Origin of the sequence: Georhizobium profundi, from assembly GCF_003952725.1 — a bacterium.
GTDB classification, from domain to species: Bacteria; Pseudomonadota; Alphaproteobacteria; order Rhizobiales; family Rhizobiaceae; genus Georhizobium; species Georhizobium profundi.
The window spans coordinates 2,273,379-2,293,555 of the sequence record NZ_CP032509.1 but is presented as its reverse complement, the minus strand read 5'-3'; the positions used below and the strand labels follow the sequence as shown (position 1 = coordinate 2,293,555).

The window sequence follows — 20,177 nt, the reverse complement described above, 5'->3', positions numbered from 1 at the left end:
CGCGATGTCGCTTGGCGGCCATCGCCGCAGTCGGTAAAACCGGCGGATCAAGACAGGCGGGTACAAAAATGAAACCGATCGCAACGGGCGTTGCGGCGCTGCTGGCCGGTGCCGTTCTGACGACTTCCACAACGGCCTTTGCCGAAAGCGCCGACATCTGCGCGGCTCTTCATCACGATCTGGCGCTCTCGACCGGCCAGACGACCAACACCACCGTCGATGTCTACCTCGCGCAGGCGAAGCAGACACTCGGTGAGATCGCGCTTGAGCTGCATCATGCCGGCTGCGGCAATTCGGTCACGGTCTATCGCGGCGGCGAAGGAAATGTGTGCGGCCCGCTCGAAGCCGAGGCGGCATCCATCGAAAACGAGATCGCCTTCCTCCAGCAAGAGCGTGACGCCCTGCGCCAGTCCGTCATCTACTCGGATCCGTCGGCAATCCGCGCCGAACTCGCCGCCTATGGCTGTCAGGTGGAGCCGGTGCGCGAGGCCGCAAGCTACAGCCAGTTCCACACCGCCTCCAACGATCATTCCAGCGTCATCGAAATCATGCCGGCAGCGCCTCCCGCTCCGTCATCGAACGAGCAGCGGTCCACGCTGACGATCCCCGCGCCGCAAGCGCCCGCACCCGTCGTTGCCGAGCCGATCAAGCCGGCCGAAGAGCGTGAACTGGTCGATCTGGACGAGCGCCTTCAGGAGCGCAACGTCAGGGTCGTCGGGCCGCAATTCCTTCCGGACCAATCAGAGGCAATAGATCTGACATCTCCGGTCCCGACGTTCTTCCCGTGATCGCGATGCGCAGCGGCATGAAGAGATTTCGGCCCTTGCGCCCCGTATCCGCTTTCAGCTGATCGGTCCAAAGCTTCCAGGTCGTCCCATCCCATGGGCCGGCCGGCGCGCTGTCGAAAGCCTGCCGGGCATAATCGAGATCCTCGCCTGTGAGTTCGGCCTCGCCGTCTCGCATCGGCCCGTCCGTCACGATCTGCCACCAGGCACCGGCATCCGGGACGAAGTCCAGATTGCCGCGGATCACCTGCCAGAACGCCTCCGCCTTCTCGCCTTCAATGCCGAGCGCTTGAAGCCTGTCCCGAACATCCGCAAACTCCAGCTGATGCACCAGCGTCCTGTTGAGCGCCGTCAGTTCCTCCGGATCGAATTTTGCCGACGATTTCGATGCGTTCGCCGGATCGAACTGCTCCTGCAGAGCATCCATCGAGCGCACGGCCGACACGCTTTCCGACGATCCGATCAGGATCGCCAGCGACGCCGCCGCCATCGGCTCGAACCCGCGTTCCCTCAGCGAGCCGAGCGACAGCGCCCCGGTGCGCTTGGACAGCCCCTCACCGGAGGCCGTCGTCAGCAGGTTGTGATGGCCGAAGTCCGGCGCCTCTTCGCCCAACGCGTGGAACAACGCAATCTGCGCGCCCGTGTTCGTCACATGGTCATCGCCGCGGATCACATGGCTGATCCCCATCTCGATGTCGTCGACGACCGACGGCAGCGTGTAGAGATAGGTGCCGTCTTCGCGCACCAGCACCGGATCCGACATGGAAGCAAGGTCGACGGTCTGGTGGCCACGCACCACATCGTCCCAGTGGATTTCGGTGCGGCGCGTTTCGAACGGATCGCTCTCGAAATTCGGCAGCAGGAAGCGCCAGTGCGGAGTGCGCCCGTCCGCCTCGAGCGCCGCGCGCTCCTCGTGCGACAGCTTCAGCGCGTCGCGGCCATAAACCGGCGGCAGCCGCCGCGCGAGCCGTAGCTTGCGCTTGCGCTCCAGTTCCTCGGCCGTCTCGTAGCAGGCATAGAGCAGGCCAGCATCCTTCAGCTTGGCCACCGCCGCGTCATAGATCGGAAAGCGTTTCGACTGGTACTCGATCCGGTCGGGCCTGATCCCAAGCCACTCCAGATCGCGTACGATCGCCTCCGCATATTCCGTCTTGGAACGCGCCTGGTCCGTGTCGTCGAAACGAAGAATGAACTCGCCGCCGTGCTGCTTGGCATAAAGCCAGTTGTAGAGCGCGGTCCGGGCATTGCCGATATGGATATATCCGGTCGGCGAAGGCGCGAAACGGACGGCGACGGGCATGCGTTCGAATGTCTTCATGGCGATGTCGGTTATTCGAGATTGCCCGCGCCCGCAAGGCTGGCAGCGCCGCGACCACCCTGCGATCGGCTTCGGCAAGGCACAAAAAAACGGGGTTTCCCCCGTTCGATCGGCCCACCATCGATGGGTACGCCCCTGAGGCGCTCAAAAGTCGAGATCACGCACCGTGCTGCCAGTACATCCGTGGTCAGCAACGGCGCGTCAATCTCAGTCATCCGCCGCAGGCTGCGAAGGCCAAATCAGCGGATATGTCAGGCTAAGGCGCAAATGGTTAACGAAACGTTAACGTGAGCGCCCTGCCCGAAAAGTCCTAGCGTCGTGCGCCGCCGGTGCGCGGCAGCAGGCCTTCGCGCTGTGCCTGCTTGCGGGCCGCCTTGCGAACGCGGCGGATCGCCTGTGCCTTTTCGCGGGCCCGGCGCTCGGATGGCTTTTCGTAAGCCTGGCGCTGCTTCATCTCGCGGAAAAGACCTTCGCGCTGCAGCTTCTTCTTCAGCGCACGCATGGCCTGCTCGACGTTGTTGTCTCTGACAAGTACTTGCAATGGTGCTCCAATCCCGATCCCGCCGTCGCGGATACCGGCTATCTTGGAAGTCCTGGCATAGCCCAGGGCATTCCCGTTGAGTTCTTGGCCCGACGAGGCGTTGAAGAAACGCCGACCTGTCGCTGTGACAGGGCCCGGAATGTCCGGGCGGCGCCGACGAGGGAAACGAGTGTCGCTTCGAGGGTCGGACGTCCGTGGAAGGCCAAATGAGGTTGACCGAGAAATAATCGGCCATCGTCCCGCAAGAATCGGGCGCGTCATTGGTCTTCATATACGGTCGCTTGCTCAGCAATTCAATGGCGCGGCAGCGCTCATCATCATCCGGTGGAGCCCTTCGCCGGGTGCCAGTACCTTCGCATCGTCAAACCAATGCTTTTCGCTGGGCGGCACATTGCATTCGCATGGTTTGAGCATAAATTGCGCCGCATGCAGCCGATCATTGCCGTCTCCCGCCTTTCCAAGAAATACGATTCCGGTTTCGAGGCCCTCAAGGGCATCGATCTCGAGATCGCTCGCGGCGAAATTTTCGCGCTGCTTGGCCCCAATGGCGCGGGCAAGACGACGCTGATTTCGATCATCTGCGGCATCGTCAATGCGAGCGATGGCGCCGTCACCGTCGGCGGCCATGACATCGTGCGCGACTATCGCGCCGCCCGCTCCATGATTGGCCTCGTCCCTCAGGAACTGACGACCGATCAGTTTGAATCGGTCTTCGACACCGTCTCGTTCACCCGCGGCCTTTTCGGCAAGGCACCGAACCCGACCTATATCGAGAAGATCCTCAAGGACCTCTCGCTCTACGACAAGCGCGACAACAAGCTGCGCGAACTGTCAGGCGGCATGAAGCGCCGCGTGTTGATCGCCAAGGCGCTGTCGCACGAGCCCGACATCCTCTTCCTCGACGAACCGACCGCCGGCGTCGACGTCTCGCTGCGCAAGGACATGTGGGAGGTCATCCGCAAGCTGCGCGAATCCGGCGTCACCATCATCCTCACCACGCACTATATTGAGGAAGCCGAGGAGATGGCCGATCGCATCGGCATCATCTCGCAGGGTCGTCTTCTTCTCGTAGAGCGCAAGGCCGATCTGATGCGCAAACTCGGCGTCAAGCAGCTGAAGCTCGAAGTCCGCGAGCCGCTGGCGTTCGTGCCGGAAAGCCTCGCGACTTATAACCTGGAACTGAACGATGAGGGCCGCACCCTCGTCTATACCTTCGACCGTCAGGGCGAACGCACCCGCATCACGGCGCTCCTCGCCGATCTCCAGCAGGCCGGCATCCGCGTCCGCGATCTGGATACCCACCAGAGCTCGCTCGAAGACATCTTCGTCAGCCTCGTGAAGGAACAGCAGTGAATTTCCAGGCCGTCAAATCCATCTACATGTTCGAGATGAACCGCTGGAAGCGCACGGTGCTGCAAAGCATCATCTCGCCGGTCATCTCCACGTCGCTCTATTTCGTCGTCTTCGGTGCCGCGATCGGCTCGCGCATCGAAACCGTCGGCGGCGTGTCCTATGGCGCCTTCATCGTGCCGGGCCTCATCATGCTGACGCTGCTCCAACAGAGCGTCTCGGCCGCGGCCTTCGGCATCTACTTCCCCAAATTCACCGGCACGATCTACGAACTCCTGTCGGCACCGGTCTCGTTCTTCGAGATCGTACTCGGCTATGTCGGTGCCGGCGCGACGAAGTCGATCATCCTCGGCGTCATCATCCTCGCCACCGCCGCGCTCTTCGTCGATCTGCGCATCGCGCACCCGTTCTGGATGATCGCGTTCCTGCTGCTGACCGCCTTCACCTTCTCGCTGATCGGCTTCATCATCGGCATCTGGGCGGACAACTTCGAGAAGCTGCAGCTTGTACCGCTGCTCGTCATCACGCCGCTCGTCTTCCTCGGCGGCTCGTTCTACTCGATCGATATGCTGCCGCCCTTCTGGCAGAACGTCACGCTGTTCAACCCGGTTCTCTACCTGATCTCGGGCTTCCGCTGGTCTTTCTTCGAAGTCTCCGACGTCAGCCTCGTCTGGTCGGTCGCCGCAATCCTCTTCTTCCTGGTCGCAGCCCTCTCCGTCGTCTGGTGGATCTTCAAGACCGGCTACCAGTTGAAGAGCTGATGCGCCTCATTCTGAAGCGCTGAAGCGAACCCTCCAATGACCGCACTCTGGCGATCCGTCTTCGGCCTCCTCGTCGTCACCGGGCTCCTGCTCGGTGCGACGCCGCCGCTCGGCAAGGTCGCGACGCTCGCAGGCGCGCCACCGCTTCTCTGGTCCTTCGTCATCTCGTTCGGCGCCGGCACGCTGTTGCTCGCAGGGCTCCTTGCCCGTGGCGGGCGCATCGGGCTCGGTGCGGCGAAACTGCGCTACTTCTTCCTCGCGGCGATCATCTCCTACGCGATCCCGAACCTCCTGATGTTTTCCGCCGTGCCCCATCTCGGTGCCGGCTACACGGGCATCATGTTCACGCTCTCACCGGTGCTGACGCTTCTGCTCTCGATCCTGCTTGGCGTGCGCAAACCGAACGGCCTCGGCATGGCGGGCATCGCCGTCGGCTTCGTCGGCGCGCTGCTCGTCGCCATCACGCGCGGAGAGGCCAGCGAGCCCGCAAGCCTGTTCTGGGTCGCAATCGGCCTGCTCATTCCCGTCAGCCTCGCCGCCGGCAACATCTACCGCACGATCGACTGGCCGAAGGATGCCGGCCCGATCGAGCTCGCGGCCGGCAGCCATCTCGCTGCTGCACTCGTTCTTCTGGTTGGCCTGCTCGTCACCGGCGACATCGCCGTCCTGCCGGTTCTCGGCACGATCCCGCTCGTCGTCGCGGCGCAGGTTGCGAGCGCCTCGGCGATGTTCATCTTCTTCTTCCGCCTGCAATCGGTTGGCGGCCCGGTCTATCTCAGCCAGATCGGCTACGTCGCCGCTGCCGTTGGCCTCTTCGCTGGCGTCGTCTTCCTCGGCGAGCGCTACTCGCTGCTCACCTGGATCGGCGCACTGATCATCGCCGCCGGCGTCGCCATGACGACCCGCGCGCAAAAGGCCGAGGCGTGATTACCCCCTGTCGCGAAACCGGTTGGTGATCGGGTAGCGCCGATCGCGGCCGAAATTCTTGCGCGTGATCTTCACGCCCGGCGCCGATTGGCGACGCTTGTATTCGGCGATGTAGAGCAGGTGCTCGATACGGTGAACAAGCGCCTCGTCATGGCCGCGCGCGACGATCGTCTCCGTCGCCATTTCGCCTTCCACCAGGCACTCCAGAATGTCGTCCAGCACGGCGTAGTCCGGCAGCGAATCCTGGTCCGTCTGGTTTTCGCGCAATTCCGCCGACGGCGCCTTGTCGATGATCGAAACCGGGATCACCTCGCCTGACGGTCCGCGCGCACCCTTCGGCTTGTTCGAATTGCGCCAGCGCGACAGCTGGTAGACCTCGGTCTTGTAGAGGTCCTTGATCGGGTTGAAGCCGCCATTCATGTCGCCGTAAAGCGTGGCGTAGCCGACCGACATCTCCGACTTGTTGCCCGTCGTCACCACCATCGAGCCGAACTTGTTGGAAAGCGCCATCAGGATCACGCCGCGCGTCCGGCTCTGCAGATTTTCTTCCGTGATGCCCTCTTCGGTGCCTTCGAAAATGCTTTCGAGCGCGGCCGTAAACCCTTCCACCGGCTCGGCGATCGGCACCACGTCGTAGCGCGTGTTCAGCGCTTTGGCGCAGGCCTCCGCGTCCGTCAGCGAGCTTTCCGCCGTGTAGCGATAAGGCAGCATTACGGTGCGCACGCGCTCATGGCCGAGCGCATCGACGGCAAGCGCCGTGCAGATCGCCGAGTCGATCCCGCCGGACAGGCCCAGCACGACCTGCTTGAACCCGTTCTTCTCCACATAGTCGCGCAGGCCCACCATGCAGGCGGTGTAGTCCGCCTCCAGCCTGTCCGGCAACGGCGCGACCGGTCCCGCCGCGCAGCGCCATTCATCGCCTTCGCGCACCCATTCCGTCAGCGCCACCGTCTCCTCGAACTGGCCGAGCTGAAACGCCAACTGCTTGTCGGCATTGATCGCGAATGAGCCGCCGTCGAAGACCAGTTCGTCCTGCCCGCCCACCTGGTTTGCATAAAGCACCGGCAGCCCGCTCTCGATCACCTGGCGGATCACCACCTGCTGGCGCACATCCATCTTGCCGCGATAATAGGGCGAGCCGTTGGGCACGAGGATCATCTCCGCGCCACTTTCGGCCAGCGTCTCGCAGACGGACAGATCGCCCCAGATGTCCTCGCAGATCGGAATGCCGATCCGCACGCCGCGAAAGCCCACCGGCCCCGGCATCGGCCCCGCCTGAAACACCCGCTTCTCGTCGAACTCGCCGTAATTCGGCAGGTCCACCTTGTCGCGCGTCGCGATCACCCGGCCGCCGTCCAGCACGGCGATGGAATTGTAGCGCCCATGGTCGTCGACGCGTGGATAGCCGATCACAATCCCTGGGCCGCCATCGGCTGTATCGCCTGCCAGCGCCTCGACGGCCTGCGCGCACGCCGCGAGGAACGCCGGCTTCAACACCAGATCTTCCGGCGGATAGCCGGCGATGAACAGCTCGGTAAAGAAAACGAGATCGGCGCCTTGGGCTCCTGCCTCACGCCGCGCACCCCGCGCCTTTTCCAGATTGCCGGCCACATCACCGACGATCGGATTGAGCTGGACGACGGCAATCTTCAGTCGGTCGGGACGGGACGTCATGCGGAACCTGTTCTGGGCACTTTAAAGTCGCTGCCGCTTTCTAGCGGATGCAGGACCGTTCCGCCAAATCGAAATGATCGTCTGCGACGGCATGGCAGGCCTTCGCCTGTCTCACCTGATCACGAAACCCCGAGCGCCTCTTCTCCGCGATCCAGTATCAGCGGAATGATCAGATCTTCCTCGTCTTCCAGGTGCCTGAGCAGGCCTTTGAGCAATTGCTCGGCGTTCCTGGCATAGTCCTCGCTGCCTCGCTTCAGCGCATCGCCACCCGATTGCAGCCCACCGAGGAAACCGCGGGCCGATTGTGCATTCGCGGCAAGCAGATCGTGGATGACGTGATGGTCTTCGTCGAGCAGGTCGAAGCCGTGCTTCAGCCGGGATTCAGCCGCCGCGAACACCGGAAAATAATGCTGGTCCTCGATCTGGTGGTGCCCTTCGAGCTGCGACAGGAAGAAATTGATGCGCGGCACGAACCAGCCGGCAAACGCACCCGCTTCCATGCGGCCCTCGCGCAGCTCATGCGTCGCGGTCACCAGGCCGGAACCGAGTTCGCGAAACATGTCGTGGCGCTGCAGCCAGAACGATCCCATCTGGCCGATCGTATGATCCCGGCCCCAGCTTTCCCGCGGATATCTCGCAAGAAGCAGCTTCAAATCGTCCGGCAGGCCGGCACGTGCAAATAGCGTGAGATCGGGTGTCATCGGGTCATCAAGCCAAAAATCTGAGGTAAAGCGCGCTCAGCCAGACGGTGCCGGCCGAAAGCACGGAGAACAGAACGGCGGCGGATCCGCAGTCCTTGGCGATCTTGATCTCTTCCATGTAGTCGCGCGACAGCCCGTTGCAAACCGCCTCCACTGCCGTGTTCAGCAGTTCGACGATCATCATGAAGACGATCGCTCCCATCAGCGCCAGCAGCATGACCAGACTGTCGCTGACGAGCACCGCGACCGGCAGCGCCGCAAAGAACAGGATCAGTTCCTGCCTGAAAGAGGCTTCATGCGCCGCCGCATAGCGAATGCCCGCCAGAGAATGGCGAAAGGCATAGAACAGCCGCTTCATGGAAATCCTCGCACGCCAGTGATCGATCCGGCCATTTCCGCACTAGGGATCGAGCGGCATCCGACCTTCGCCGGAGACTTTAGAGTGCGAGGATCAATCTTCAATGAAATGCGTAGGCATCCATCGAAAGCACGCCGAATTCCTGGCTCGAGTGCAGCGCTTGCGCATCGAACCGACGCGTCTCCCTGCCGATCGCCGCGCCGATCGCGACGAAGAGCGGCATCAGGTGCTCGTCCGTCGGGTGATTCTCCACCGCAAACGGCGCCTGCTGCCGCCAGCGCTTGAGAGCCTCGATGTCGCCTGCCCGGATCCGATCGTCCATCCACGTCACGAAATCCTCGACCCAGCCCGGCACCGGCGCCTGCCGTTGGCCGGTCCGCAGCAGCTTGAACGCCTCGCCGAGATTGTGGGTGAACGAGCCTGACCCGATCACGAGAACGTCCCGCTCGCGCAGACCCGCCAAAGCCTGGCCAAGCGCGATGTGGTATGCCGCATCCTTGGTCGGATCGACCGAGACCTGCACGACGGGAATGTCGGCATCCGGATAGATCAGGCTGAGCGGCACCCACGTGCCGTGGTCGAAGCCGCGGCCGTGCACGGCCTGCGCGCGAAAGCCGGCCGCCGTCAGCTCGGCCGCAATGTCTTCGGCAAGCGCCGGCGCACCCGGGGCATCGTAGTGGATTTCATAAAGCGCGCGGTCGAAGCCGCCGAAATCGTGGATCGTCTCAGGCTTCGCATCGGCGGATACGGCAACACCGCCGCCCACTTCGAAATGCGCGCTCGCTACAACGATCGCCTTCGGCTTCGGCATCGTCTCTGCGAACCGGCGCATGAAGGCAGCAGCCGCAGTATCTGCAATCGCCGTGTCGGGCGATCCATGCGAGATGAAGAGACTTGGAAAAACGGTCATAGGACCCTCCTTTTGTAAGGAAGATAATCGACGCTCATTGTTCACATAAGATGCGGAAACAGCCACGCACTGTTCGCTATTTCAGGACGGCCCCGCATCCTCGTAGACCGGGCGGTTATCGTCGATCGTGTAATAATCGCCTTTTTCAGCCGCAAAGATATGACGATCGATCATAAGCCCGGTGGCCCCGTCCAGGCTACCCGCCATGATCGAGGTCGACGAACGCGCGTCCGCTTTCCAGAACAGAAGCGACCCGCAAATCCTGCAGAACCCGCGCTTGGCCTCCGGTGACGCCGCAAACCACGTCAGATTGTCGCCGCCCGTCACCGTCAAGGCGTCATCGCTCGCCGCAGTGGCCGCCACATAATGCCCGGACTGCCGGCGGCATTCGACGCAATGACAGGCAAAGATTCCCCGCATAGGACGCGCCTCGTCGCTCACGACACTGTACCGCACCGCCCCACAAAGGCATCCGCCTACCCTGGTCGTCACCATCGCATCCTCCTCACGGGTCATTGAGCCTGGAACGAGACCTACGCTCCTGACGCCACTCGCGAAGTTCCATCACCGACACCCGCTCCATCATAGGCGTCGATCCTACGATCGCACCGCCCCGCGGCTCACTCCTTCCCGCTGACCCCAGCCTGCGCAAATGTGGCCATGCCCGAATGACAAAGCGCGGCGGCCTTGACGATGCCGGCGGCGAGTGCAGCGCCTGTGCCTTCGCCAAGCCGCATGCCCATGGCCAGCAGCGGGGTCTTGTCGAGCTTGGCGATCACGCGCGCATGGCCGGGCTCGGCCGAGACGTGGCCGATCAGGCAGTGGTCGAGCGCGGCCGGGTTCGCCTTGTGCAGAACGGCGGCGGCCGCAGTCGCCACATAGCCGTCGATGATGACGGGGATACGCTCCACCCGTGCCGCCAGAATGGCGCCCGCCATCGCGGCGATCTCGCGCCCACCGAGCCGGCGCAGCACCTCGAGCGGGTCGGAAAGATGTGCCTTATGCAGCGCGACAGCCGCCTTTACCGCCTCGATCTTGCGGGCCAGCACGTCGCCTTCCGCGCCCGTGCCCGACCCTACCCAGTCCTCCGCCTCGCCGCCATAGAGCCCGTGGCACATGGCCGCCGCGATCGTCGTGTTGCCGATGCCCATCTCGCCGATGCAGAGCAGGTCCGTGCCGCCGGCGATCGCCTCCATGCCGAAGGCCATGGTCGCCGCGCAGGTGCGCTCGTCCATCGCGGCTTCCTTCGTGATGTTGCCGGTCGGCACTTCCAGCGCCAGATCGAACACCTTGAGACCGAGATCGTAGGCGACGCAGATCTGGTTGATCGCCGCACCACCCGCGGCGAAATTCGAGACCATTTGCGCCGTCACGTCGCTCGGGAACGGCGAGACGCCCTCCTCCGTCACACCGTGATTGCCTGCGAAAACGGCCACCAGCGGCCGGTTGACCGCGGGCGCGCGGCCGGTCCAGGCCGCCAGCCATTCCGCCAGCGCTTCCATCCGCCCGAGCGATCCACGCGGCTTGGTCAGTTCGCCGTCGCGCGCGCGCACCGCCTCCACGGCGGCACGGTCGGCGCCGGGCAGATTGGCGAGAAGCGTGCGAAAATCGTCGAAGGGCAGTCCGGTGGCATTGGCGGGCATGGCAAACCTCTATTGCCTCGCCTGATGCACGAGGCCTTGGAACAACAGTCGGCGCCACTGGTAAAAGCATCCGGCCTTCGCCACAACTGACGAATGCGTTGAAGGCAATGTGGATATCGGTTCACCGTCCAAAAACGCGAAAACGGCTCGGAAGCCCCAGCCTCTCCAGGGCGCCGGCCAAAGCTGCCAGGAGCACGGTCGATATTCCCATGCGCGCCTTCATCGACGACATCGCCCGGTCGATTGCCTTTCTGAGCCGCCTGCCGGTCCCGGCGCGCCATTTCCATGGCGATGATCACAGCCTCTCGCGCACCGTGCGGGCCTTCCCGATCGCCGGCGCGATCATCGCGCTTCCCGTCGCTCTCATCGCTGCGGCGCTTGCCATCATTGTCGCGCCGTCCTTCCTCGCCGCATCGCTGATCGTCGGGCTTCAGCTCATGATCACCGGCGCGCTGCATGAGGATGGTCTTGCCGATACCGCCGACGGGCTCGGTGCCGGCCGCGACCGGGAGCGCGCACTCGCCATCATGAAGGACAGCCGCACCGGTGTTTTCGGCGTCGTCGCGCTCGTCAATACGCTCCTCGTCCGAGTCGCAGCGCTCGCGACCCTCGTCGTCATCCTGCCGCCCGAAGCCCTCGCGCTGGCACTTATCGCCATCGCCACCGCAAGCCGCGCAGCCATGGTGTGGCACTGGCACATGCTGCCGCCGGCGCGCAGCGATGGGTTGGCCGTGTCCATGGGGCGCCCCGCGCCGAAATCCGCCCGCCTCGCGCTCTTTCTCGGTGCGCTCGTCGCGCTACCGCTGTTGCCCATCGCGGCCGGACCCATCGCGGCCCTCGTCGCGGTCGCCTGCGCCCTCGCCGCGTTCTTTGTCTTCACCGGCAGCACCCGCACCCGCCTCGGCGGCGCCACGGGCGATACGATCGGGGCCACGCAGCAACTGGTGGAAGTCGCGCTCCTCGCCGGCCTTGCCCTTTGCCTCTAGGCAAACGATATGAATGTGAACGACCTGAACAGAGAGACCCGCCCGCCCCGTGAGCGCTGCCCAGTGACCGTCGAAAGCCCCTGCATCCTCGTCTGCTCGATTGATCGGTCGACCGGCCACTGCTTCGGTTGCGGCCGCTCCAGTGCCGAAATCACCAATTGGCTCGTCTATTCCGCCGCCGAACGCCGTGCGATCATGGATGAGCTGCCGGCCCGCCTGGACAAGATCGAGCGCAAGCCGCGCCGCGTGACGAAGCGCCAGCGCCTCGCGCTTGAACGCGGCGAAGGCTGACCGCATGCGCCGCAACCCCGTCATCTTTTATGTCGCGATGGCCATCCTCGCTACCGGCCTCGGCCTCCTGCTGTGGAACCACAATGCGGGCCAGACCCTCGGCCTGGAGAACGATCAGTTCGGCAACCTCGTCACCGGTGCGGCACTCCTCACCGTTCTCGGCTCGGCGGCACTCATGCCCGGCCGCTTCGGCCAGGTGCTCAAGGCCGCCGTCATCTGGGCGGTCATCATCCTCGCCTTCAGCGCGCTCTACGTCTTCCGGTACGACATCCAATCGCTCGGCACGCGGTTGCAGGCCGGCCTCATGCCAGGCACGGCGGCCGTGCGCCAGCTTGACGATGGCACGCGGGAAGTCGTCATCCAGAAAGCCATGGGCGGTCAGTTCGCCACCGAGATCAGCGTCAATGGCGAGCCCGTGGGCGTCATGGTCGACACAGGCGCCTCGCTGATCGCGCTGGCCTATGACGACGCCGAGCGGCTCGGCCTCGAACCTGAGAACCTCAGCTACAGCCAGCCGGTCTCCACCGCCAATGGCCAGGCGCTCGCCGCAATCGTTACGCTCGATGAGGTTGCGATTGGCCCGATCGTGCGCAGCGATGTCCGCGCGCTGGTCTCCGAGGATGGCGCTTTGTCCCAAAGCCTGCTCGGCATGAATTTCATCGGCGAGCTCTCGTCCTTCGAGATGCGTCGCGACGAGCTTATTCTGCGAGACTGATCGCGAAGCGGGCGGCGACGATCAAGAGGAAGATCCCGAAACCGATCTCCAGCTGCCGCTTGCTCGCCCGGTGGGCCAGCGCGACGCCGACAGGCGCGACGAGCAACGTGATCGGGATGATCAGGGCAACCGCCACCCAGTTGATGTAGCCGGTCGAAAACGGCGGCAGGCCGGAGGCGCCCCAGCCTGCAATGATGTAGCCGATGAGCCCCGGGATCGAAATCAGCACGCCGACGCCGGCAGATGTCGCCACCGCCTGGTGCATCGGTCGCCCGTAAAGGCTCATGAAGGTGTTGTTGAGCACGCCGCCGCCGATGCCCATCAGGCCCGACAGAACGCCGATGACGACGCCCGCTATGTATTTGAACGGATTGCGCGGCAGGTCGTCGCCAAGCCGCCAAGATGCCCGGTTGAACAGCATCCGGAAGGCGACCAGCACTGCGATCACCGCAAAGATCGCCCGAAGCGCCTCGCTCGACGAAAACGCTGCCACGGCCGCCGCAAGCAGCGCACCAAGTGGCACAGCCGTAATCCAGGACTTCAGAAGCACATCATCCACCGCCCCGCGCTTTCGATGCGAGAAATAGGATCGCAGCGATGTCGGCACGATGATCGCGAGCGACGTACCAACCGCGAGATGCATCCGCACCGCTTCATCGACGCCCACCAGCGCGAACACCTGGTAGAACACAGGCACGAGGATCGCCCCGCCGCCGATGCCAAACAGTCCGGCCAGAATACCGGCAACGACACCGGCACCGGCGAGCGCCAGCGCGAAAAGGATCAGATCTTCGATGGGGGGCATGGGACCGGCATTCGCGAGAGTTGAAGATTGTATGCAATCGCCATAGCGCGAAAGCGGCCAAATGCAAAACCCGTCTTTGGATCGCCCCCATTCTTCCAGTCGTGCACCTCACCGAAGGTTTCAGACGGAAAAAATTTGAGGTAGTTTGGAACACGAGGCGGAAGCAGATGTTCCGCCGGTGTCCGATGCGTGCGTTGCGCCGCCGGAATGATGAGGAAATCCCGCGGCCTGCCAGCCGCTCGCCGGTAAGTCTGACTGCCTTGCCCTATCGGATTTCGATCCGCTCTTTCGGTCGCCACGCCAGTTTCGGACGTGTGAAACAACCTAATGACGAATGAGGAGATGGACGATGGCAGAGATGCACGACCTTTACCCGACCCGAAAAGGCACGGAACCTGACGTCCGCGACCGTCAGGATCCGGTGATCTATTCGCGCTGGAGCGAAGATGCGCCCCTCACTCAAGAGGAATATCGATCCTACGAGGACAAGGGATTCCTCTTCCTGCCCGGCCTCTTCAAGGCGGACGAACTTCAGATCCTTCTTGATGAGTCCAAGCGGCTTCGCACCTCCAAGGATGCGCTCGAAGACGAAACCCTCATCACTGAACCCAATTCCGGCGATGTCCGCTCGATATTCGCCCTTCACCGCCAGAGCGCCATCATGCATCGCCTCGCCAGCGACGAGCGCCTGGCCGGCCTCGCGCGGTTCCTGCTCGGCGACGACGTCTACATCCACCAGTCGCGGCTGAACTTCAAACCGGGCTTTCGCGGCAAAGAGTTCTACTGGCATTCCGATTTCGAAACCTGGCACGCGGAAGACGGCATGCCCCGCATGCGTGCCTTGTCCATGTCGTTGCTCCTCACCGACAACGAGCCGCACAATGGTCCGCTCATGCTGATGCCCGGTTCCCACAAGCGCTTCGTCGGCACGGTCGGCGAAACGCCCGAGGACAACTACAAGTCATCGCTCAAGGTCCAGGAAACCGGCACGCCGGACGATGAAAGCCTCACCCGTCTCTATGACGATTTCGGGCTGGAAACGCCAACGGGCCCAGCCGGTTCGCTGCTGATCTTCGATTGCAACACGATGCACGGCTCGGCGTCCAACATCTCGCCGATGGCGCGGTCCAACGCGTTCTTCGTGTTCAACGCCGTGTCGAACAAGCTCGTCGCCCCCTTCTCTGCAGGCACGCCGCGCCCGGAATTCGTCGGCGCACGCAAGCATGTGGACACGGTCGAGGTGATCGAGCGCAACGCGAAACCACTCGCCGCCTGACGGCGAGGCCTTCGGACGCCTCGATCGGTGGGGTGTCCGATGGACAGATCGGGTCTTCGGGCCTGATGAAAACCGTCTCGCCGAGACGGTGATTGGAAGAGGGAGGCAATGTCCCATGGACAAGAAAACCGGATCGTTCCGGGTGCGCGACGGCAAGGGCACCGAGCGCCGCGTGGACGAGTATCACGATCTCATGGCGAGCGGGGCGCTTGGCATGAAGCACTACATTCTCGACGATGGCCGCAAGGTCACCCATGTCGAGGAAGGACGCTACGTCATCGACATCACCCGCGAGGAGCTGATCCTCATCGACGAGCCCGAGCCGGCCTGACACCCAGCGCTTGGCATACCAATGAGGCCGGGGCTCTTGTCCCGGTCAGAGACGCGGCCTTGAGCCCGTGACGTTGCTTCCCTCGATTTGTCCAACATTGTTTGCCGGCCTGCTGTCGGGTACCGCTTGTTTCCTTCGTCCTGTGAGCAAGCGAGGCCACATCCATGCTTTATGCGATCCTGTGCTACAACCATGAAGACGTCGTCGGTGCCTGGAGCAAGGAAGAAGACGATGCCGTCATGGCGCGTCTGATGAAGATCACCGGCAAACTTCAGGACGAAGGCCGGCTCGGCCCCGTCGCCCGCCTCATGCCGACCAGCGCCGCCACCACCCTGCGCAAGGGCGCGGACGAACCGCTCGTCATCGATGGCCCCTTTGCCGAAACCAAGGAGCAGTTCCTGGGCTTCTACCTCGTCGATTGCGAAACGCTCGACGATGCGCTGGCGATCGCGCGCGACCTCGCGGAGGCCAATCCCGGAGGTGGTTCCTACGAGATCCGCCCCGTCGGCTTCTATCAACCGGCAACACCGAAGGCTGAGACGAGATGAACGACACTGCCTGGATCGAGACCGCACTGACCGCCGCCCGTCCCCAAGCGGTCGCAGCGCTTCTTCGCTATTTCCGCGATCTCGACCGGGCCGAAGAGGCCTTCCAGGAAGCCTGCCTGCGCGCACTGAAATCCTGGCCGAAGAACGGCCCGCCGCGCGATCCCGCCGCCTGGCTGATCTTCGTCGGCCGCAATGCCGGCGTCGACGGCGTACGTCGTGACAGCCGCCTCCGGCCGCTGCCGGAAGAGGATCAGATTTCCGATCTCTCGGACGCCGAAACCGACATCGCCGAGAAGCTGGACGAGAGCGCCTATCGCGACGACATACTGCGACTGCTCTTCGTCTGCTGCCATCAGGATCTGCCGACGACGCAGCAGATCGCGCTCGCTTTACGCATCGTTTCGGGCCTCACCGTGCCGCAGATCGCGCGTGCCTTCCTCGTTTCCGAAGCGGCGATGGAACAGCGCATCACGCGCGCCAAGGCAAAAATCGCCCGCGCCGGCGTTCCCTTCGAGGCGCCGGACCGCGAGGCGCGTGCCGAGCGCCTGTCGACCGTCGGTGCCATGCTCTACCTCGTCTTCAACGAAGGCTACTCCGCCCGCGCCAGCGACGTCGCCAGGACGCGTGAGGCCGAGCGGTCCGCCTCCGTCTTCGCCGAGGAGGCGATCCGGCTTGCCCGCCTGATGGTCAAGCTCTTTCCGGCCGAGCCCGAGATCGCAGGCCTGCTCGCGCTCATGCTCCTGCAGCACGCCCGCAGCCCGACCCGCTTCGATGCCGATGGCCAGATCGTGCTGCTGGAGGACCAGAACCGCACATTGTGGAACGGCGCGATGATCGCCGAAGGCCTCGCCATGCTCGACAAGGCGCTGCGTCATGCGCGCCCCGGCGCCTACCAGCTTCAGGCCGCGATTGCCGCCACCCATGCCCGCGCGAAATCCGCCGTCGAAACCGATTGGGCGGCGATCGACCTGCTCTACCGGACGCTCGAAGCTGTGCAGCCATCCCCCGTCGTCACGCTCAACCGCGCGGTAGCGATCAACAAGCTTGCCGGGCCCGAAGCGGCGCTGGCGCTCATCGATCCGCTCGCCGAAAGGCTGTCCGGCTACTTCTATTTCCACGGCCTGCGTGGTGGCCTGCTCAGCGAACTCGGCCGGCGCGCGGAGGCGGTCGAGGCGTTCAACCGCGCCATTTCGCTGGCCAACAGCCCCGCCGAGGCGGCGCATATCCGGCGTCATCTCGACAAGCTCGGCGAAGCCCCCAAAACGGCGCGTGAAACAGCCCACCTGTCACGAACGACGAATGTCTGATATAAGGACTTTAGAGAACGCAGACTGCGTTCATTGTGTTCAGACAGAGTCAGGAAAACGATTGGCCCAGCCCTTCAAAACGCCGTCCACGGAAAAGCGCTCTTCCTCCGAGGCCAAGTGGTCATCGACCAACAACGAAGCCCGCACCATCATGGAAAAGGAAGTCGTCGCCCGCGAGCGCAAGACGGAGCGGCTGAGAGCACAGCGCCTGGCGATGGAAGCGGAGACCGCCGCTGTCGAAGTGCCCAAGGCGCCCGCGCGCAAATCCCCTAAGAAAGCCACCAGAAAGGGCGTAGGCAGCCGATAAGGACCCGACTATCAACGCCATAGCATTGACATTGGGCCGCCAAAGGCGCACCTATGTCAAATCGATCTGAGTAACCGAACTTGTTTAGGCGCCACGGCGCATGCGACGACTTTCCCTTACCTATCGATCCACCGCCTTTCGATTTTTGGTCGATCGGCATTCTTACTATGCGATTGAAAGGTAATCGTCATGGCTACTGGTACTGTAAAATGGTTCAACGCCACCAAGGGTTACGGCTTCATTGAGCCGAACGATGGCAGCGCAGACGTATTCGTTCACATTTCGGCCGTTGAGCGCGCCGGCATGTCGTCCATCGCCGAAGGCCAGAAAGTGCACTTCGACGTTGTTCGCGACAGCAAGAGCGGCAAGATGAGCGCAGGCAACCTCGCCGCCGCTTAATCGAGCAAGCTCGCATAGCTTGTCATCGCCTTCCCTGTGACCACGGATGTACTGGCTCAGGATGCGGCAATGGCAATGAAAGGCCGGTTCATACCGGCCTTTTTTGCGTTTTTCGGCTCAAGCAACGCCGGTTTCCGCGAAAATTCAGATTTTTTGGACGCCCCCTGTCGGGAAGTGGCATCCTCCAGCGTCCTTTGCACGAAATCGGACATCATCTGGAGATGCACCATGGCTGAGCCCCGTGAACTGACCCTCACCCGCTTCATCGACGTGCCGCGCGAGAAACTCTATCGCTGCTGGACCGAAGACGACCTGTTGAAGCAGTGGTTCGTCCCCGCGCCGTGGACGATCGCTTCGGCCAGGGTCGACGTGCGCCCGGGCGGCATCAGCCACATCGTCATGGCCGATCCCGAAGGCAACGAGTATCCGAACCAGGGCATCTATCTCGAAGTCGTGCCCAACGAGAAGATCGTCTTCACCGACGCCTACACCGATGCCTGGACGCCTTCGGAAAAGCCCTTCTTCACCGGCATCATCACTTTTGCGGATGAAGCGGGCGGCACGCGCTACACCGCGGTCGCGCGCCATTGGACGGAGGCCGACAAGAAGTCCCACGAAGAGATGGGCTTTCATGAAGGTTGGGGAAAGGCTGCAGACCAGATGGCTGCGCTCGCCGCCACGCTCTGAAAAAATTTCGAGCGGCCATGTCGGCTGCCCGAAATCGCGAACGTCCTGAGCTCAATGAAATGTTGAAGAGGAGGCTCTGAAATGCCCTATGTCGACGGATTTCTGCTTGCAGTCCCGAAGGACAAGTTCGACGCCTACAAGGAGATCGCCACCACTGCCGGCCGCATCTGGATGGAGCACGGCGCGCTGTCCTATGTCGAATGCAAGGCCGACGACGTGCCCTATGGCGAGCTCACCTCGTTTCCCCGCGCCGTCCAGGCCAAGGACGACGAAACGGTGATCTTCGCCTGGATCACCTATCCGTCCCGCGAAAAGCGCGACGAGATCAACAAGAAGGTGTTCGAAGACGACCGCATGAAGATGGACATGGCCAGCATGCCGTTTGACGGCAAGCGCATGATCTTCGGCGGCTTTGAAAGCTTCGTCGAATTCTGATCCACCGGTGCCAAACACAGCTTGAAGGAGGAAGCACCCATGTCCGATCAAACCCAGCCGCAGGAATGGACCGCATCCATCCCTGGCGTCGTCCCCTATCTCGCATCCAAGGATGCGAGCGCAGCCATCGAATTCTACAAGAAGGCCTTCGCCGCCACCGAGGACAGCCGCATGCTGATGGATGACGGCAAGCGCGTCATGCACTGCCAACTCACCATCAACGATGGCAAGTTCATGCTGGGCGATGCCATGCCCGAATACGGCTATCCCTGGGTCGAGCCGCAGGGCACGACGCTGACGCTCGCGGTCATGAACGCCCGCGAATGGTGGGACCGCGCGGTGGATGCCGGCTGCACCGTCGTCATGCCGTTCGAAGTCGCCTTCTGGGGCGATCTTTACGGCCAGCTGAAGGACCCCTTCGGCCATATGTGGGCCATCGTCGGTCCGCCGGACGGGAAATAGACAGAACGATAAGCCGGCAAATAAGTCGGCATATCATGGGATCATGGTTCTGAGGTCGCGCCGGCACCTCGCCGGCCGACCCGCCCGCGCGGGAGAGTTTCTGCGATAATCCTTGAGACGATCGATGTCGGAGGCGTCCACCATGCCAACCATCACCCCCTGCCTGTGGTTCGATAACCAGCTGGAGGAAGCGATCGCGTTCTACGGCGGCATCTTCCCCGATACCGCCATCATCGAAGCCACGCGCCATGCAAATGGCAAGCTCTTCGTCGCCACCTTCCGCCTCGCCGGCCGCGACTTCATGGGCCTCAATGGCGGGCCCATGTTCGCATTCACCGAGGCGATATCACTCTCGGTCGCCTGTCGCGACCAGGCGGAGATCGACGGTTACTGGAGCGCGCTCGGCGAAGGCGGCACCATCCAGCAATGCGGCTGGGTTAAGGACCGTTACGGTCTTTCCTGGCAGGTCGTGCCTGCCATCCTGCCCAAGATGATGAACGACCCGGACTGTGAAAGATCCGCCCGCGTCCAGACTGCCGTCATGGGCATGGTCAAGCTCGACATCGCCGCCCTGGAAAAGGCCTTTGCCGGGTAAACGGTCACATCAAGAGAATATGCGCGTCGGGGCGGCAACCACGGATTTCTTCATGCAGCGTAAAC

The 20,177-nt window shown here is 63.1% G+C and carries 27 protein-coding genes; 17 read left to right on the top strand and 10 right to left on the bottom strand.

What is annotated here, in order from left to right:
• Positions 1 to 68 precede the first annotated feature (68 nt).
• The gene (locus D5400_RS10860) at positions 69 to 788 is read left to right on the top strand and encodes a hypothetical protein (protein WP_126010037.1); all 720 of its coding nucleotides are present in this window, start codon (positions 69 to 71) and stop codon (positions 786 to 788) included.
• Here the strand turns inward: D5400_RS10860 and gltX are convergent.
• Together gltX and rpsU are read right to left on the bottom strand one after the other, a co-directional pair.
• The gene (gene gltX / locus D5400_RS10855) at positions 706 to 2,085 is read right to left on the bottom strand and encodes a glutamate--tRNA ligase (protein WP_126013101.1); all 1,380 of its coding nucleotides are present in this window, start codon (positions 2,083 to 2,085) and stop codon (positions 706 to 708) included. The two genes, D5400_RS10860 and gltX, sit on opposite strands and share 83 nt — an antisense overlap.
• Positions 2,086 to 2,413: 328 nt before the next feature.
• Positions 2,414 to 2,644: a 30S ribosomal protein S21 gene (gene rpsU, locus D5400_RS10850; protein WP_126010036.1), complete on the bottom strand. Its 231-nt coding sequence runs from the start codon at positions 2,642 to 2,644 to the stop codon at positions 2,414 to 2,416.
• A gap of 426 nt (positions 2,645 to 3,070) precedes the next feature.
• Here rpsU and D5400_RS10845 point away from each other — a divergent pair, with 426 nt between their 5' ends.
• From D5400_RS10845 to D5400_RS10835, 3 genes are read left to right on the top strand one after another with little or no spacing between them, the layout of a single operon-like run.
• Positions 3,071 to 3,997, top strand: coding sequence for an ABC transporter ATP-binding protein (locus D5400_RS10845; RefSeq protein WP_126010035.1), 927 nt, complete (start codon positions 3,071 to 3,073; stop codon positions 3,995 to 3,997).
• Positions 3,994 to 4,755: an ABC transporter permease gene (locus D5400_RS10840; RefSeq protein WP_126010034.1), complete on the top strand. Its 762-nt coding sequence runs from the start codon at positions 3,994 to 3,996 to the stop codon at positions 4,753 to 4,755. Before D5400_RS10845 ends, D5400_RS10840 begins: the two co-directional genes overlap by 4 nt.
• A 36-nt stretch (positions 4,756 to 4,791) precedes the next feature.
• Complete coding sequence (locus D5400_RS10835) at positions 4,792 to 5,682, top strand: DMT family transporter (protein ID WP_126010033.1); 891 nt, start codon at positions 4,792 to 4,794, stop codon at positions 5,680 to 5,682.
• Here D5400_RS10835 and D5400_RS10830 read toward each other — a convergent pair whose 3' ends face one another.
• From D5400_RS10830 to cobT, 6 genes are all read right to left on the bottom strand, one after another.
• The gene (locus D5400_RS10830) at positions 5,683 to 7,356 is read right to left on the bottom strand and encodes an NAD+ synthase (protein ID WP_126010032.1); all 1,674 of its coding nucleotides are present in this window, start codon (positions 7,354 to 7,356) and stop codon (positions 5,683 to 5,685) included.
• A gap of 119 nt (positions 7,357 to 7,475) precedes the next feature.
• Positions 7,476 to 8,057 (bottom strand): hemerythrin domain-containing protein, encoded by a 582-nt coding sequence (locus D5400_RS10825; protein ID WP_126010031.1) that lies wholly within the window; start codon positions 8,055 to 8,057, stop codon positions 7,476 to 7,478.
• Between the two features lie 7 nt (positions 8,058 to 8,064).
• On the bottom strand, positions 8,065 to 8,415 hold the full coding sequence (locus tag D5400_RS10820) for a diacylglycerol kinase (RefSeq protein ID WP_126010030.1): 351 nt from the start codon (positions 8,413 to 8,415) through the stop codon (positions 8,065 to 8,067).
• A gap of 100 nt (positions 8,416 to 8,515) precedes the next feature.
• On the bottom strand, positions 8,516 to 9,325 hold the full coding sequence (locus D5400_RS10815) for a DODA-type extradiol aromatic ring-opening family dioxygenase (protein ID WP_126010029.1): 810 nt from the start codon (positions 9,323 to 9,325) through the stop codon (positions 8,516 to 8,518).
• An 81-nt stretch (positions 9,326 to 9,406) separates the two neighbouring features.
• Positions 9,407 to 9,820: a GFA family protein gene (locus tag D5400_RS10810; RefSeq protein ID WP_126010028.1), complete on the bottom strand. Its 414-nt coding sequence runs from the start codon at positions 9,818 to 9,820 to the stop codon at positions 9,407 to 9,409.
• 125 nt (positions 9,821 to 9,945) lie between these two features.
• Entirely contained in the window at positions 9,946 to 10,968 is a 1,023-nt protein-coding gene (cobT, locus tag D5400_RS10805; RefSeq protein ID WP_126010027.1) for a nicotinate-nucleotide--dimethylbenzimidazole phosphoribosyltransferase, read from the bottom strand.
• Positions 10,969 to 11,177: 209 nt separating this feature from the next.
• Between cobT and cobS the strand changes: the two genes are divergently transcribed.
• The 3 genes from cobS to D5400_RS10790 are packed head-to-tail and all read left to right on the top strand — an operon-like array spanning position 11,178 to position 12,960.
• Positions 11,178 to 11,954 (top strand): adenosylcobinamide-GDP ribazoletransferase, encoded by a 777-nt coding sequence (gene cobS, locus D5400_RS10800; protein WP_126010026.1) that lies wholly within the window; start codon positions 11,178 to 11,180, stop codon positions 11,952 to 11,954.
• 9 nt (positions 11,955 to 11,963) lie between these two features.
• Positions 11,964 to 12,245, top strand: coding sequence for a DUF1289 domain-containing protein (locus tag D5400_RS10795; RefSeq protein WP_126010025.1), 282 nt, complete (start codon positions 11,964 to 11,966; stop codon positions 12,243 to 12,245).
• 4 nt (positions 12,246 to 12,249) lie between these two features.
• Positions 12,250 to 12,960 carry a TIGR02281 family clan AA aspartic protease gene (locus D5400_RS10790; RefSeq protein ID WP_245451263.1) on the top strand — a complete coding sequence of 237 codons (711 nt, stop codon included), beginning with the start codon at positions 12,250 to 12,252 and terminating at the stop codon, positions 12,958 to 12,960.
• Here D5400_RS10790 and D5400_RS10785 read toward each other — a convergent pair.
• Entirely contained in the window at positions 12,944 to 13,765 is an 822-nt protein-coding gene (locus tag D5400_RS10785) for a sulfite exporter TauE/SafE family protein (RefSeq protein ID WP_126010024.1), read from the bottom strand. The two genes, D5400_RS10790 and D5400_RS10785, sit on opposite strands and share 17 nt — an antisense overlap.
• A gap of 349 nt (positions 13,766 to 14,114) precedes the next feature.
• On the opposite strand from D5400_RS10785, the gene thpD reads away from it, so the two are divergent.
• From thpD to D5400_RS10755, 6 genes are all read left to right on the top strand, one after another.
• Positions 14,115 to 15,041 (top strand): ectoine hydroxylase, encoded by a 927-nt coding sequence (gene thpD, locus D5400_RS10780; protein WP_280987439.1) that lies wholly within the window; start codon positions 14,115 to 14,117, stop codon positions 15,039 to 15,041.
• 115 nt (positions 15,042 to 15,156) lie between these two features.
• Positions 15,157 to 15,372 (top strand): hypothetical protein, encoded by a 216-nt coding sequence (locus D5400_RS10775; protein ID WP_126010023.1) that lies wholly within the window; start codon positions 15,157 to 15,159, stop codon positions 15,370 to 15,372.
• Positions 15,373 to 15,536: 164 nt separating this feature from the next.
• Complete coding sequence (locus tag D5400_RS10770; RefSeq protein WP_126010022.1) at positions 15,537 to 15,920, top strand: YciI family protein; 384 nt, start codon at positions 15,537 to 15,539, stop codon at positions 15,918 to 15,920.
• Positions 15,917 to 17,227, top strand: a complete 1,311-nt coding sequence (locus D5400_RS10765) for an RNA polymerase sigma factor (RefSeq protein ID WP_126010021.1) — start codon at positions 15,917 to 15,919, stop codon at positions 17,225 to 17,227. Before D5400_RS10770 ends, D5400_RS10765 begins: the two co-directional genes overlap by 4 nt.
• Positions 17,228 to 17,288: 61 nt before the next feature.
• Positions 17,289 to 17,534, top strand: coding sequence for a hypothetical protein (locus D5400_RS10760; protein WP_126010020.1), 246 nt, complete (start codon positions 17,289 to 17,291; stop codon positions 17,532 to 17,534).
• 189 nt (positions 17,535 to 17,723) lie between these two features.
• Positions 17,724 to 17,933 (top strand): cold-shock protein, encoded by a 210-nt coding sequence (locus D5400_RS10755; RefSeq protein WP_126010019.1) that lies wholly within the window; start codon positions 17,724 to 17,726, stop codon positions 17,931 to 17,933.
• A 56-nt stretch (positions 17,934 to 17,989) separates the two neighbouring features.
• Here the strand turns inward: D5400_RS10755 and D5400_RS21145 are convergent, their stop codons facing one another.
• A complete protein-coding gene (locus D5400_RS21145; RefSeq protein ID WP_164527860.1) occupies positions 17,990 to 18,163 on the bottom strand; it encodes a hypothetical protein in 174 nt (57 codons plus the stop codon).
• Between D5400_RS21145 and D5400_RS10750 the strand changes: the two genes are divergently transcribed.
• The 4 genes from D5400_RS10750 to D5400_RS10735 all read left to right on the top strand — a co-directional run bounded on the left by D5400_RS10750 (position 18,162) and on the right by D5400_RS10735 (position 20,112).
• Positions 18,162 to 18,620, top strand: coding sequence for an SRPBCC family protein (locus tag D5400_RS10750; RefSeq protein WP_126010018.1), 459 nt, complete (start codon positions 18,162 to 18,164; stop codon positions 18,618 to 18,620). The genes D5400_RS21145 and D5400_RS10750 overlap by 2 nt on opposite strands.
• A gap of 81 nt (positions 18,621 to 18,701) precedes the next feature.
• Complete coding sequence (locus D5400_RS10745; protein ID WP_126010017.1) at positions 18,702 to 19,055, top strand: DUF1428 domain-containing protein; 354 nt, start codon at positions 18,702 to 18,704, stop codon at positions 19,053 to 19,055.
• A 39-nt stretch (positions 19,056 to 19,094) separates the two neighbouring features.
• A complete protein-coding gene (locus tag D5400_RS10740; RefSeq protein ID WP_126010016.1) occupies positions 19,095 to 19,517 on the top strand; it encodes a VOC family protein in 423 nt (140 codons plus the stop codon).
• A 142-nt stretch (positions 19,518 to 19,659) separates the two neighbouring features.
• A complete protein-coding gene (locus tag D5400_RS10735) occupies positions 19,660 to 20,112 on the top strand; it encodes a VOC family protein (protein ID WP_126010015.1) in 453 nt (150 codons plus the stop codon).
• Positions 20,113 to 20,177: the final 65 nt, after the last annotated feature.

Bases quoted from the DNA above. Each gene is read 5' to 3' on its own strand.
- D5400_RS10755 (WP_126010019.1), top strand. From the start codon at position 17,724: ATGGCTACTGGTACTGTAAAATGGTTCAACGCCACCAAGGGTTACGGC.
- thpD (WP_280987439.1), top strand. From the start codon at position 14,115: ATGGCAGAGATGCACGACCTTTACCCGACCCGAAAAGGCACGGAACCT.
- D5400_RS10835 (WP_126010033.1), top strand. From the start codon at position 4,792: ATGACCGCACTCTGGCGATCCGTCTTCGGCCTCCTCGTCGTCACCGGG.
- cobS (WP_126010026.1), top strand. From the start codon at position 11,178: ATGCGCGCCTTCATCGACGACATCGCCCGGTCGATTGCCTTTCTGAGC.
- D5400_RS10790 (WP_245451263.1), top strand. From the start codon at position 12,250: ATGCGCCGCAACCCCGTCATCTTTTATGTCGCGATGGCCATCCTCGCT.
- gltX (WP_126013101.1), bottom strand. From the start codon at position 2,085: ATGCCCGTCGCCGTCCGTTTCGCGCCTTCGCCGACCGGATATATCCAT.
- D5400_RS10740 (WP_126010016.1), top strand. From the start codon at position 19,095: ATGTCCGATCAAACCCAGCCGCAGGAATGGACCGCATCCATCCCTGGC.
- D5400_RS10745 (WP_126010017.1), top strand. From the start codon at position 18,702: ATGCCCTATGTCGACGGATTTCTGCTTGCAGTCCCGAAGGACAAGTTC.
- D5400_RS10830 (WP_126010032.1), bottom strand. From the start codon at position 7,356: ATGACGTCCCGTCCCGACCGACTGAAGATTGCCGTCGTCCAGCTCAAT.
- D5400_RS10735 (WP_126010015.1), top strand. From the start codon at position 19,660: ATGCCAACCATCACCCCCTGCCTGTGGTTCGATAACCAGCTGGAGGAA.
- D5400_RS10815 (WP_126010029.1), bottom strand. From the start codon at position 9,325: ATGACCGTTTTTCCAAGTCTCTTCATCTCGCATGGATCGCCCGACACG.
- D5400_RS10765 (WP_126010021.1), top strand. From the start codon at position 15,917: ATGAACGACACTGCCTGGATCGAGACCGCACTGACCGCCGCCCGTCCC.
- D5400_RS10860 (WP_126010037.1), top strand. From the start codon at position 69: ATGAAACCGATCGCAACGGGCGTTGCGGCGCTGCTGGCCGGTGCCGTT.
- D5400_RS10825 (WP_126010031.1), bottom strand. From the start codon at position 8,057: ATGACACCCGATCTCACGCTATTTGCACGTGCCGGCCTGCCGGACGAT.
- D5400_RS10785 (WP_126010024.1), bottom strand. From the start codon at position 13,765: ATGCCCCCCATCGAAGATCTGATCCTTTTCGCGCTGGCGCTCGCCGGT.
- D5400_RS10775 (WP_126010023.1), top strand. From the start codon at position 15,157: ATGGACAAGAAAACCGGATCGTTCCGGGTGCGCGACGGCAAGGGCACC.
- cobT (WP_126010027.1), bottom strand. From the start codon at position 10,968: ATGCCCGCCAATGCCACCGGACTGCCCTTCGACGATTTTCGCACGCTT.
- D5400_RS21145 (WP_164527860.1), bottom strand. From the start codon at position 18,163: ATGGTGCATCTCCAGATGATGTCCGATTTCGTGCAAAGGACGCTGGAG.
- D5400_RS10820 (WP_126010030.1), bottom strand. From the start codon at position 8,415: ATGAAGCGGCTGTTCTATGCCTTTCGCCATTCTCTGGCGGGCATTCGC.
- D5400_RS10810 (WP_126010028.1), bottom strand. From the start codon at position 9,820: ATGGTGACGACCAGGGTAGGCGGATGCCTTTGTGGGGCGGTGCGGTAC.
- D5400_RS10770 (WP_126010022.1), top strand. From the start codon at position 15,537: ATGCTTTATGCGATCCTGTGCTACAACCATGAAGACGTCGTCGGTGCC.
- D5400_RS10750 (WP_126010018.1), top strand. From the start codon at position 18,162: ATGGCTGAGCCCCGTGAACTGACCCTCACCCGCTTCATCGACGTGCCG.
- D5400_RS10845 (WP_126010035.1), top strand. From the start codon at position 3,071: ATGCAGCCGATCATTGCCGTCTCCCGCCTTTCCAAGAAATACGATTCC.
- D5400_RS10795 (WP_126010025.1), top strand. From the start codon at position 11,964: ATGAATGTGAACGACCTGAACAGAGAGACCCGCCCGCCCCGTGAGCGC.